Below are 12,818 nucleotides of genomic sequence, written 5' to 3'. Positions count from 1 at the left end.
TTAACTCCTGCTATAGGATAAATATGACTTTTAAGTGTTGCTGCACTTAATGTGTTATCTGGGTAACACTACTACTGTGTAAAAATATTGTTTAGACACAAGCCATTGCCTGAGCCAAAAATACTTTACTTTTTTCCTGGTCTTTCTCGCCCCTTGCCTAACTTCCTGGTGGTTTACGCCGATTGCGGAGAAAGTCGGGAATATTCAGTTCGGGGGGTTTTTCTTTATGGTTCGGTGTGGGGGGATTAACTGCAGGTTGCTGCGGTGTGGGACGTTTTGGAGTAGCTGTTGCTCTGGCATTAACCACGTTTTGGCTTTGTGCAGCTTGTACTTCACCGGTAAACCCAGTAGCAATTACAGTAATTCTCACCTCCCCCTGGAGCCTGTCATCAATCACCGCGCCAAAAATAATATTGGCATTGGGATCAACTACTTCATATATTGCTTCGGCGGCCGCATTCACCTCATGTAAGGTGAGATCACTGCCACCTGTAATATTAAATACAACCCCTCTAGCTCCTTCAATAGAACATTCTAATAAAGGCGAAGAAATAGCCGCGACTGCTGCTTCTCTGGCTCTTGATTTACCAGAACTCACACCTATCCCCATCAATGCGGATCCCGCGTCTGCCATGACGGCTCTAACATCGGCAAAGTCAACGTTTACCAAGCCGGGGATGGTAATAATATCGGAAATCCCCTGTACCCCTTGACGCAGGACATCATCCGCATAGCGAAATGCTTCTTGTACTGGCGTTTGTTCTGGTATGACTTCGAGCAACTTATTATTGGGGATAATAATCAAAGTATCTACTCTACTTTTTAGCCCTTCAATGCCTTGTTCAGCTTGGCTGGTGCGGCGACGACCTTCAAAAACAAATGGACGTGTGACCACCCCCACGGTTAAAGCCCCCATTTCTTTGGCTACCTCCGCCACAATTGGGGCTGCACCTGTACCCGTACCCCCTCCCATACCAGCAGTGATAAATACTAGGTCAGCACCTTCTAACGCTGTAGCAATCTCGTCTCTTGATTCTTCAGCTGCTTTTTGACCAATAGCAGGATTACCACCGGCGCCTAAACCTCGTGTGAGCTTTTGCCCAATTTGCAATCGACTGGGCGCACCCGCCAAGGTCAAAGCCTGGGCGTCAGTATTGATTGACCAAAACTCTACTCCTGCGACATCAGATTCAATCATGCGGTTAACCGCATTTCCACCACCACCACCAACACCAATCACTTTGATATTGGCCACCCGACCCGGAACAATCTCCCCAATGCGGCTTTCTTCCATAGACATCTTTTTACCATCATAGTTTTGCCCAAAGTTCAGCCCAGAGTTATTAAAAGGTTTGTTGGAATTAACTGCTAGGGGAAATCCCGGCTGTCCCAAAGATTGGGCTTTTTTATATATCAGATATTGGTTATTATCAAGCATTGAATTCAGAGTGGTAGATAAACAACTTTTTCAGGTATTTTTCCTCAAAACCTTCGTGTCTAGGCAGCCCTTGGCTAGAAAAATAATATTTCTCACCTAAGAGTCACCTATCGGTTGACACTGCCAAAATATATGGCGCTGTTCTTGATTGTGATGGCGATTCCCAACATTAACAAAATTGTAATTGCCTTCTCTGGCTCTGGGAAGAGGCTAATGACCCATTGGCTAAGGCTATAGGACATATAGGACAGCTAATTCTAGAGAACTATACCCAAATTTCCTGAAAATTTCTCTGTATAACTTCTAGTGAATATTTATTATCTTTACGGTTATATTGCTGATTTAGGGCATAATCACCTCTACTTTTTCTGGTTCATACTTGAGATTAGGAAATATTTCTAGGGATTTTGGGGGTGCTCTTTGGGATCGATTTGGTTCATATGTACTAATGGAGATGCGGGATTTCTCAAATCAATGTACTTGATTTGACTAAAATCCATTTTTGCAGATAAATATCGCATTTGGGCGAGTATTTTGACTTTTCTGGTTAACTCAGGACTGAAAGCACCAATGTGTACATCTCCTAGTAGCTGGGTTTTCAAAATTATATTGTTGGGATCTTGCCAATCAACCTCCATTATTTTCACGGGACTTTGAGTTAATAGTGGATAAACTTGACTCCAATAGGAGCCATACTGTTCTGGGGAACCAATAACTTTGAGACTCGGAAGTTTGATCTGGGGATGGAATAACTTGTATTTTTCTAAGGGCATCAAAACCCCATTACCATCTAATAAGCCCGCAGGGGAGTTTTCCCTTGGACTTTGAGATGTGACCTTGTCCACCGGTTGGAGTGCGATCGCTACGGGTACTCTTGGCTGTATTTCGATATTCAGTCCCGGTGGAAAAAGACGGCGTCGCACAGTTGCTTGTGCAATAGTCGGTTTTTCCTGCAAAGAGTTGGCGATCGCTTGGGGTTTAATTCGCCATAAAGACTGAGGATAGGATATCTCTAGTAATGACTCAATTGCCTCTGGGGAGAGTAATTGCTCACCTGATTTCACGATAATTTGCTCTTGAGCCTTGACTACCCATATGGGTTGGACTGCTACCCAAAACAAACCACCTGCTAAACCACTAATGACTACAGTGCGCCAAATCGCCTGAATTATTTTTACCCGATGCTGCCGACGTATTTGGTGACGGCGCTCGGATAAATCATTTCGGGAACCTGATACTGTGCCTGGCATTCCTTCCTCTTTATATTTGCGGTAAAAATTCGTGCTTGCGATCAGATCGTTTCTTTTCCTTAATTAACCCGTGAGTATCTATGAATCTTTTGCCTCCATTTTTGCATTTACATCCGCTACACCAATATTCAAGCCAGTATTAAGCTTCAACCTCTGTGGCCCTTGATAGCTATGATTATCTATGTACTACAAACACCACAAATGAAACTAATGCACAATATTGTGCCAGATATGAAATCTGGGAGCCGCTTGTCAATTAATCATGCCTAGTACATTGCTGGCTAAATATTCTCGAATATGAACATATGTTGCTAGGGGAGCGCAGATCCTTCAATTTCCGATCACCAGTTATTATTTTGAGATTGTTAATAACACTTATAAAGGGATACAGCCTTAGCGTCAATACTGTTACTTTCAATTTCAATGGGTAATGATTGTGGCACAGAAAAGTCAAAGCTTGGAATCCCCCAGCAAATACCGATAAATTTTCGCCTTTAGCACTTCTCCTGCCTAGTTTTAACTCTGTGCATTCTCCCTTGGGGTCAAACACTAACATCCGCTAGTGATGACCAAAGGAGCTTGACATTTTGACCACCTGCCTGATTCTGATAGTATTTAGTATATCTATGAGTTAAGAGTTATGAAGAGTAATGAAGTTTTTTAAAATCTGAAAAAACTGATTACTCTTTTGCAGATCACGAACTCAAGGAGCGATCGCTCTCCAACAAATCATCGTTATTTTCCGGTTCACGATCATTCTCCATGGCAGCCCCGGGCAAAGTGGCTAAAAAGGTTTTCAGCCTCATGCGCTCAATGTAAGGCCAGCCTCCTTCAGATTCAATGTCTTTGAGTAAAGAGTAGAGCTTCTGGCGATTATCAGGCAAACTCTGTTGAAAAGCACCATCCCGGATATCTCGATGTAACTGTTCTAAATGACGCAACAAGCCCAAAAGAGCGATGGCATCTCCTTGAGAAACGCTAGCTACATCAAGCACTGCTGTGGTGATGGCTTGCAATTTCTCAGATAACTTCCTAGATTCAAAACGTTCGTGGTTACTCATGGAACTATCTCCGTCTAAATGAGGCCTACTCAAATTTACCGAAGATTTTTAGCTTTCATTCCTGAGCAAAGGATAATCAGCGATGAGGAGCGCCGCTTGGCTTAACACATGGGGGTCAGGGGCAGAGGAATTTATAGAGCCTCCAGTTTTCCAGATTACAGTCCACCATAGTTTATTATAAAAGACGGTCATCAACTCTAGCTCTGCCTCCCAGTCCGCTAAATGCAATCGCGTATTTTTTGATCAGATGAGAGAGCTTTGATCTTGAGTTAAAAAAAATCGTATGATCTGGCTAATTTCCCTATAAAGCAATGGGCTGTATATTATGTAGTATACTCCTACTTTATAATACACAACCATTTGGGCAACACCGAAAATGCCATAGGCATTAGTTTTACAACTTAGATATTAATTTTTGAAATTGAGGTTGACCATGAGGTATCGCGCTTTAATTGTTGCATTCTTGGCTGTATGCCTGGGGCTATTAACCGCTTGCAGTGATGCTCCCACTGCTTCTAATAGTAGGGATTTACTAACTTACGAACAAATTCGTGGCACTGGTTTAGCTAATAAATGCCCCCAACTAGCAGAAACTAGCCGTGGTTCCATTCCCATTCAATCAAGCCAGTCTTATATCATCAAAGAACTTTGTTTGGAACCAACAACTTTCTTTGTCAAAGAAGAACCTGCTAATAAACGGCAAGTAGCAGAGTATGTACCCGGTAAATTGTTGACCAGATACACCTCTACTATTGACCAGGTACAAGGTGACCTAAAAGTCAACCCAGATAATAGCCTGACCTTTGTAGAAGCTGATGGTTTGGACTTTCAAGCCATCACTGTAAAACTCCCCGGTGGTGAATCAGTACCTTTCCTGTTTACCATCAAAAATTTAGTTGCTCAAACACAAGCTGGTTTGACCAGTATCAATACCTCTACTGACTTTGAAGGTACTTTCAAGGTTCCTTCCTACCGTGGTTCTTCTTTCCTAGATCCTAAAGGTCGTGGTATCGTCACTGGCTATGATAACGCCGTGGCTCTTCCTGCCCAAGCTGATGATGAAGAACTCACCCGCGCTAATGTCAAACGGATTGAAACTCTTGATGGCACAATTTCCCTACAGGTAGCTAAAGTAGATAACATTACTGGTGAAATTGCTGGGACTTTCGAGAGCGAACAGCCATCTGATACTGATTTAGGTGCTGGTGAACCTAAAGAAGTCAAGATTCGCGGTCTATTTTACGCACGGGTTGAACCAAATCGCGCCTAAATTACCCGGAATGATTCGTAATTATTGACTCAATTATAAGACTTTACCCATTTGTTTCCCTTGATGTGAAAGCAAATGGGTTTTTTCTCGGCTGGTTTGCTCATCATATTCAAATCCATGAAAGTTCCAATCCCATCGTTAATCTGGAACAATATGGTATTGAAGTTCCGAGAATGGTAGGTAAAGAACCTGTTAATTCAGCATCCTCACATACTCCGGTCGAACCTTGTTAAAGATGGAAACTCAAAAAAAAATTGAATTTGCTGGTTTACCTCTAGCGGTTTATCGCGAAATCGCGGCTCATTTGCGTCAAATTGAAGGCGTACAAGTGGGTTTAATTCCCCAATCATCTTCCGAATTCGATTACAAGCAAAGTCAAATTGCTGGCTTAGAGATTTCTATGACATCCCATTTAGCTTCAGAAAGTCAGCAACGCCTAGAGGAAATCTTGGCTTACTATCGCCAGCGCTATGATATGCGATAGTTAAAATTTACATTCCCCATTTTCTCTGATTTGAAGTGACCCTAATCAGGGTCTTTTTTTGTACTTTTGATTCTTGAAATAATAAATCTAACCCATATACCACTTTTATAATACAAAAGTCAATACTCCATAAGTGAGATTTCATAAATTATTTAGGGCTGGTAAAGTGTTAATTTAAGATTACTCGTGAGCAAAACTAAATATACGCATATACTATAATACACATAGCAGAATTACTGCCAGTCTCAAGATGACGTGATTTCCTGCATGATGTGCAATAATTCTTACATTATATTGGTGTGGCTGTCTCAGTGACTTTAACAAGAATTTCCCCCGGAGAAAAACTCACTCCTACACAACAACTCGGATTAAATTTAGTCTCTCGGCTCAGTGGTGGACGAGATGTAATCTTGGCTATTGATTTAACAGAAAGCGTTGGCTTAAATGATCAAGCTCGGATTCGGTTGCGTCAAATCGTTCAAGACAGCATTCAACCGGGAGACTATATCTACATTGTTCCTTTTGCTAGGGATGTGGTGTTAGAAGAATCTACACCTAGTCTTAATCCTTTGGGAGAACCGATTAAGTATATTGATAGAAGTGAGGAAAATATTGCACAACTATTGGAAAAAATTCCCTTAACATCTGATAGCAAGTATTACGGTACAGATATTCAGCGCGCTGAGTTAAGGGTTTATCAAGGTATTGCTCAAATTAATCATCATCGCTTGCAAAGAAGACAAGTAATTAAGCCACAATCTGTTATTTGGTTAACTGATGCACCCTTATTTACAGAACCGGGAATTACCTCAGACATATGGATAGAAACCCCTGCTGATAGTCCATTAAGAATTGCTAATTCTCCAGAAAGTCAAGAGCGACAAGCTTGGATGGAAATATTACCCATGAACAAGCGATCGCTCTCCATCACCACAGGGGAAAATCAACCATATACATTAACTGTTGTTGATATTGATCCCACAGTTCAAGAATTTTGCACACCAGCACCAGGTAATCGAGAAACTTGTTTAGTTAATCCCTATTTAAGGCAACAGTTATGGCTCCCAGGTTTAATTTTACTTTCAATCATCGCTAGTTTATGCGCTTGGGGATATAAACTACACCGCTCACAGAAAAATTGGCAATTATCTATAGAAATTCCAGAACAAGAAGAACAAATATGTCGGTTAAAGAATAAGCAAAAAATCGCCATTGGTCAAGACGACGGAACTTATCCAGACTCTATCCCCTGTCCGGGTGGAGAAGTCCGAGCCTACTTAGAACGACAGGGAGAGAAACTCTACTTAGTCCCCTTAACTTCAAACTTACCACCGATTCATTATAACGGACGGGAAATTGCCTCCCGTACCCCCATCTCTGGGTCTAAATTTAAGCTCAATTGTCCAGATAATCGCCAACGCGATTATGAAATGAATATCCAAATCAAAAAATAGTCTATAGAGGAGTATTTCTATGAACGCAGCGAACAATGAACAACAATATCAAGGAATTAACCGCACAGTTTGTATAGGATTAGGTGGAACTGGTAGGGATGTTTTAATGCGAATTCGGCGCTTAATAGTAGACAAATATGGGGATTTAAAAAAGCTCCCCATTGTCAGTTTTGTCCACATTGACACCGATAAAGCTGCCACTCAAGTCAGTGGTATTCGCACCGGTAGTATTTATCATGGTGTTGATCTAAGTTTTCAGCAATCAGAAAAAGTCACCGCTACCATGTCATCCAGAGAAGTGACTACCTTTGTTGAAGGGTTAGAAAGGCGTTCAGAATACAACGATTATGGACCCTATGACCACATTGGTAGATGGTTCCCACCCCAATTATTACGTAATATTAAAGCAGTAGAAGACGGTGCTAAAGGGATTAGACCAGTAGGAAGATTGGCTTTTTTCCACAACCACCAGAAAATACAATTAGCTATCAAGAACGCTGAAGAACGTACCAGAGGACACGAGGCTTATTTACTCAGATCCGGTCTCAAAGTAGAGCCGGGATTAAGTATTTTTGTAGTGGGTTCCCTGTGCGGTGGTACAGGTAGCGGGATGTTTTTGGATATCGCTTACAGTCTCAGACATTTTTATGGTGATCATGCTAGATTTTGCGGTTATTTAGTGATTAGTCCGGAACTGTATGGCAATGCTCCCAGCATGAATGCTAATACCTATGCTGCTCTCAAAGAACTAGACTACTATAACCGTCCAGGGACAAAATTTGAAGCTTGTTATGACATCCAAAATCCTGTGTATGTGAGCGAAAAACGTTCACCCTTTGATTATACTTATTTAGTTTCTCATCAAACCAGCGGCGAATATACAATCCTCAACCAAGGTAAATTATGCAACGTTATTGCTCATAAAATTTCCCTTGATTTTAGTAGTGAATTAGCACCAATCATTAAAGGTAACAGAGATAACTTTTTACAACACATTATTGATTGGGATAAACACCCCCGTCCTAATCCCCAGCGTTACCTCACATTTGGATTATCCGCCATTTATTTTCGCCGTGATGCCGTAGTCGAAATTTCCTTAAACAAAGTTGGGTTAGAACTGGTGAATTTTTGGTTGAATGGTAAAAGTCAAAGCCCAGATCCCCGGGATTTACTACAGCAATTTCTCCTAGAGTGCCATTGGCATAATGACCTGGTTACTAGGGATGGTTTAATTACTAAACTAGCAGAGGGAGTGGAAGAATACAATAGCACATTTAACAACAGCATTATCACATGGAAAAATAAAATCAATAAGTTAATCAATGAGTGTGAACATAAGGACGACAGAAATAATTTACGTCAAAGAGTACCTAAAGAATTCCGTGATCAATTCCGTAAAGTACAACCAGGAGAAACTGAAAGTACTAGAGGACAATGGTTAACCAAGTTAATCGAATTAACTCCTAACTTAACCAAACAACTCCAGGGTGATATTCATGATTATCTCACTCAGCTACTTACACCCAATAAGTCTAATTTTTCCCTCAAAAGTAGCCGTGATTGGTTAGATGCACTGCAACATGAGTTAAACGATTACCAACGGGATATACAAGCGTCTCTCAATGATTTTGCGAACATGAGAACACCTGAAGACGTAGATAGAGTCTGGGCTGAAACTGACCAGGTTCTTACAGATATCGAGGCTAAATTTGTCATCCCCAAATTTAATAATAAAAATCAACAATTTCAAACAGAAATTAAAACAGCTTTGCAACAAGTTCAGAAAATTATCAAACATAACTTTGACTTAACTGTACGACAGGAAGCACTACGAGTTGTCAAGAGACTGCAAACATACGTACAGGAGAAAATTAGTCAGACTAGTGCTTTTGACAGCCTATTAAATGACTTAAAAAACATTTACGAAAGACAAGATAGAGAGTTACGGGATTTGAATTTTGATGAAATGAGTGGTGAAGCCATATTTGATGATGAAGACATCGAACGCTGTCACCAAACTATGTTACCTGTAGATGACTTACGTTCCCAGTTAGCCCTGATCAGTTCAGAAATTACAGAACCAAGTGGTAGAGGAAAGTCTTTGACCAGTTTCTTAGAGAAGGAACGCACCACCCAAGAACTGCTGCAAACAGAGATGAATTTGAGAATTGACAGTATGTTTGCTTCACGGGGTACTAATATTGTCAAATCCGTAATTAAGCGCTTCATGCAAAACTACTCAACAGCACGTTCAACCCGTTTAGCACAAATTATGGAAGAAGCTAAACCCCTATTACCACTGAGTTTGAGTGATCCATATTTTTGGGATGATCCTGGTAAAACTAGTCAATTAGTGGGCTTTAAAGATACCGATGAATTAGAAGTCAGACAGTTTAAATCTTTGCTGACTACAGATTTAGGGATTTCGCCAACAGTCTTAAAATCCTTGCAAACTGAGGATGAAATTTTATTTGTCAATGAGTATGGTGGGTTTCCTCTGAGATTAATTAATAGTCTGGAAAGAATGCGTAACTATTACCTCAGGGAACAGAATTCCCGGAGCGCTTCTCTACATAATGATTACCGTGTGGTTTTCCCAGATATTATTCCACCAGATGCAGTGACAATAGAACAATTAGAAAATGTTTTCTATCCCTGTCTAGGTCTACAACTATTGCAGACCAACCCGCAAAATCAGCAGTTAGAGTTTACATATTATGATGGTTTGCGCGACTGTTACTCCACAGCTGCTCTCAGTTCAGAATGGGGACAGGCTTTAGAGGAACTGGCGAACCGTCAGGATATGAAATTAGCTTTGCAAGGTATTTTAGATCAGGAAATTTCTGTTATGGAAAGACAACCTGAACTGTGGAAAAGTGAATATTTACCCAAATTCAACAGCTTTGTCAATGAAGTTGACAAGTTACCACAGGAACATCCTAACTATCCTTACAGGAATGCATTAATTAACAATCAAAAAGGAACTAAAGAAGGAATTATTCTCAGGTTCCGCAGAAAAATGAATGATAAATTTAATTCCCCAACTCCAGAAAATAGTTTACCGCAAAGCTTAGATAGCAGAAGATCTCTTGTGGGCGAGATAGTAGATGGTGAATCGGTGCAATATACCGATACTGGGGCACAAATGCGGTTAGACTTAAAGAATTTACAAGACCTTTTAGGGGATGGCCTGATTACTCAAGAAGATTACGAGCGTCAAAAACAAAGAATCTTAGACCAATTCTTAAATTAATTTCGTTTACTAAGCATCCTCTCACACATTTGATAATCAGGGAAGTATCATGACATCAATACCAGGGGAATTAATTTTGGCTACCCTCGTGGTCATTGTTATACCATCCATACTTACTATCTGGCTGCGTTGGAGTTTGTATAAGTATTTGCAAGATGTAGCGGAGAAAGTACAAAGACTAATTAATCATGCTCCACGAGGGGTACAACCTAAAATAATCACCACACTAGAAAGCAGATTTGAAAAAGCTAGCAGCCAGTTAGATCAAGTTAATACAGCAGCATTAATCGAACAAGTTTATAGTCAAGAAAAGTTTAAAGGTTTTTCTATTGAACAAATAGAATATTTGTGCCGCATTATCCCCAATTTGCTCTTAGCTTTTGGGTTACTGGGTACTTTTTTTGGCATCACAATTAATTTATCTGCCCTGAGTGAAACCCTCAATAATACTGCTGCTTCTAATATTAATGATTTAGTAGGTCAAATACAACAATCATTATCTGGGATGAGTATTGCCTTTGTCACTAGTTTGACGGGATTATTCTTTAGTGCGGCGCTAACAATAGTTAACTGGAAATTTAATACTAGCGCTCTTAAGTATCACGTTATCAGTTCCTTAGAAGACTATCTAGATAATATTTACCTGCCTGAAGTTCAAGGTGATACTCGCCTTGATAAAATAGTCAATAGGATGGTAGAACAGCAGGATGAGTTTTTAACTAAATTTGGTGTGACTGTGCGAGATGCGGTGGAAAGTTCTATGGCTAAGGTCGCAGAACAAATAATCGCAGGGAATCAGCAAGCGACAGATTTGGCCAGACAAGTTTATGAAAAGTTTACAGAGTCAGCAGGTACTATATCTGCTGCTGCTCATGAGTTTGACATTGCCATACATCAACTCAATGGTAAATCTCAGATATTTAAAGATGCGGCGAACATCTTTGCTAATAGTCAATTTCCTGAGAAGTTATTAGCAGCGACTAATAATTTAACCCAGATAGAGGAGAGATTTTCTAACTCGGCTGGAAGTTTAGCTAATACAACAACATCATTTAATTCATTGGTAGTTCAACTGCAAGCACTGGGAGAGGAAATTAAGAGCGTCAATCAAATATCATCCCTAATATTAGATTTAAATCGTATTAATCAAAAGTCTCTGGGTGAGATTATACCTCAACTTAAGGAAGGTGCTGATAGTTTTGCGATCGCAGTAACCAGACTTGAGCAATTAGAAAGTAACCTGATGAATGAGGCTGGAAGTTTAGAGGCGATTTCCGGGGATTTACGAGATTTTATCCAGACAATAAATAATCAAGCTGGTAATATTTCTCAGGAAATGGTCAATGGCTTTGCTAAAGCTGTAACTAGAATTGAACAATTAGAAAATAACCTGATGGATAAGGCTAAAGGTTTGCAGCAAATTACTTTAGATATGCAAGGCTTCGTAGAAATTATCAATAAACACGCTGGAACAGTTAATACATCTCTGGGTAATATATCTCAGCAAATAGATAGGAATTCTGAAAACATATCACGGTTAATGAATAGTAGTAATTCTACTCTGGTTACAGAGTATCAGAATATAGGTAACCTATTGCTGGAAGGTGTGAACAAACAAACAGCAGTAAATCAAGATATCAATGGGAATTTGCAAGATTGTATTCACCATCTCAATGATGCTAAACATGAAATTTATCGGTTACGAACGGAAGTAAAAAGCTCAACATTGAACCCTGAAGATCAAATCATAGATAATTTTACTCATAATAAATAAATTTGACATTTAAATAGGAAAATATGGCTAGACGTTGGCAACGTAATGATTATCATGAAGAATTAAATATTTCCACAGCTTTTACAGATTTAATGTCTAATGCCTTTATGATCCTGCTGTTGTTTTTGTTACTTTTTATCATTAGGTCATTTGTTAATCAAAAACCGGAGTTAGTAGATAGGCAACTAGAGACACCCCCAATTATTCTGATTCCAGATGACCCTAAGCATAGATTTGAATCTGGAAGTGCAAGAATTAACCCCAGGTTTTATAATTACATTGCGACAAAAATCTTACCGGAAATTGAAAGGGCAAGTAAACAGTATAATATCGATATTATAGAGGTGATCGGACATACTGACGGTCAGCCTAATGGTAATATGCCCAGTAACCTAGACTTGAATTTAGAAAATGTCGCCCGTGGTGGATTGGAATTAGAGAAACTACAAGCGGGTTCTAATGCTGATTTGGGGTTAATGCGTGCTTTAGCGGTAGTCCAACAGCTGCGTAATATTCAGGTTAAAGAAAAAAAACTTCCGGGATTGTCCTTCCGTGCTTATTCGGCGGCTCAGTTAATATTACCTAGTGGGGAATTTGCTCCCGTAGTACGTGCACCAGATCAGAACCGCCGCCGCATTGAAATCCGTTTTACCCGGTTGGGTGAAGAGCGAACCGTAAAGTAGTTTAAGTTATTTTGACACTCTGCGGTCTGAAGACACGCAGATTCTTTAAGACTTGCTTAAAAGGAATAGTCAATTATCCCCCTACACGCTCAAAACAACTACCTACGGATAAGTGTTGCAATTGCGCAAAATTTTATATTTTTTTGGCTTT

The 12,818-nt window shown here is 40.0% G+C and carries 9 protein-coding genes; 6 read left to right on the top strand and 3 right to left on the bottom strand.

Translation table 11 applies throughout. From position 1 onward, the window contains the following. Positions 1-157: 157 nt before the first annotated feature. The 3 genes from ftsZ to NWP22_RS07650 form a co-directional block, all read right to left on the bottom strand. Positions 158-1,438, bottom strand: coding sequence for a cell division protein FtsZ (gene ftsZ / locus NWP22_RS07660; RefSeq protein WP_271733859.1), 1,281 nt, complete (start codon positions 1,436-1,438; stop codon positions 158-160). A 398-nt stretch (positions 1,439-1,836) separates the two neighbouring features. Continuing rightward, entirely contained in the window at positions 1,837-2,688 is an 852-nt protein-coding gene (locus tag NWP22_RS07655) for a cell division protein FtsQ/DivIB (protein ID WP_271733858.1), read from the bottom strand. A gap of 695 nt (positions 2,689-3,383) precedes the next feature. Next, positions 3,384-3,749 (bottom strand): hypothetical protein, encoded by a 366-nt coding sequence (locus tag NWP22_RS07650; protein ID WP_271733857.1) that lies wholly within the window; start codon positions 3,747-3,749, stop codon positions 3,384-3,386. Positions 3,750-4,182: 433 nt separating this feature from the next. On the opposite strand from NWP22_RS07650, the gene psbO reads away from it, so the two are divergent. The 6 genes from psbO to NWP22_RS07620 all read left to right on the top strand — a co-directional run bounded on the left by psbO (position 4,183) and on the right by NWP22_RS07620 (position 12,667). Continuing rightward, a complete protein-coding gene (gene psbO, locus NWP22_RS07645; protein WP_271733856.1) occupies positions 4,183-5,019 on the top strand; it encodes a photosystem II manganese-stabilizing polypeptide in 837 nt (278 codons plus the stop codon). Between the two features lie 235 nt (positions 5,020-5,254). Continuing rightward, positions 5,255-5,503 (top strand): hypothetical protein, encoded by a 249-nt coding sequence (locus NWP22_RS07640; protein WP_271733855.1) that lies wholly within the window; start codon positions 5,255-5,257, stop codon positions 5,501-5,503. Positions 5,504-5,814: 311 nt separating this feature from the next. Beyond that, positions 5,815-6,957, top strand: a complete 1,143-nt coding sequence (locus NWP22_RS07635) for a vWA domain-containing protein (protein ID WP_271733854.1) — start codon at positions 5,815-5,817, stop codon at positions 6,955-6,957. Between the two features lie 19 nt (positions 6,958-6,976). Next, positions 6,977-10,210, top strand: a complete 3,234-nt coding sequence (locus tag NWP22_RS07630; RefSeq protein ID WP_271733853.1) for a tubulin-like doman-containing protein — start codon at positions 6,977-6,979, stop codon at positions 10,208-10,210. A 49-nt stretch (positions 10,211-10,259) separates the two neighbouring features. Then, positions 10,260-11,984, top strand: coding sequence for a hypothetical protein (locus NWP22_RS07625; protein ID WP_271733852.1), 1,725 nt, complete (start codon positions 10,260-10,262; stop codon positions 11,982-11,984). A gap of 23 nt (positions 11,985-12,007) precedes the next feature. Continuing rightward, a complete protein-coding gene (locus NWP22_RS07620) occupies positions 12,008-12,667 on the top strand; it encodes a flagellar motor protein (protein ID WP_271733851.1) in 660 nt (219 codons plus the stop codon). The last annotated feature ends 151 nt before the right edge of the window (positions 12,668-12,818 follow it).

The sequence above is a fragment of the Anabaenopsis tanganyikae CS-531 genome (assembly GCF_029891675.1).
GTDB lineage: Bacteria > Cyanobacteriota > Cyanobacteriia > Cyanobacteriales > Nostocaceae > Anabaenopsis > Anabaenopsis arnoldii.
Note: the sequence above shows the minus strand (reverse complement) of the source record. Positions and strands in the feature narration are given on the sequence as shown.

Coding starts and splice junctions, on each gene's coding strand:
- NWP22_RS07630 (WP_271733853.1), top strand. CDS start 6,977: ATGAACGCAGCGAACAATGAACAACAATATCAAGGAATTAACCGCACA.
- NWP22_RS07620 (WP_271733851.1), top strand. CDS start 12,008: ATGGCTAGACGTTGGCAACGTAATGATTATCATGAAGAATTAAATATT.
- NWP22_RS07655 (WP_271733858.1), bottom strand. CDS start 2,688: ATGCCAGGCACAGTATCAGGTTCCCGAAATGATTTATCCGAGCGCCGT.
- ftsZ (WP_271733859.1), bottom strand. CDS start 1,438: ATGCTTGATAATAACCAATATCTGATATATAAAAAAGCCCAATCTTTG.
- NWP22_RS07625 (WP_271733852.1), top strand. CDS start 10,260: ATGACATCAATACCAGGGGAATTAATTTTGGCTACCCTCGTGGTCATT.
- NWP22_RS07650 (WP_271733857.1), bottom strand. CDS start 3,749: ATGAGTAACCACGAACGTTTTGAATCTAGGAAGTTATCTGAGAAATTG.
- psbO (WP_271733856.1), top strand. CDS start 4,183: ATGAGGTATCGCGCTTTAATTGTTGCATTCTTGGCTGTATGCCTGGGG.
- NWP22_RS07640 (WP_271733855.1), top strand. CDS start 5,255: ATGGAAACTCAAAAAAAAATTGAATTTGCTGGTTTACCTCTAGCGGTT.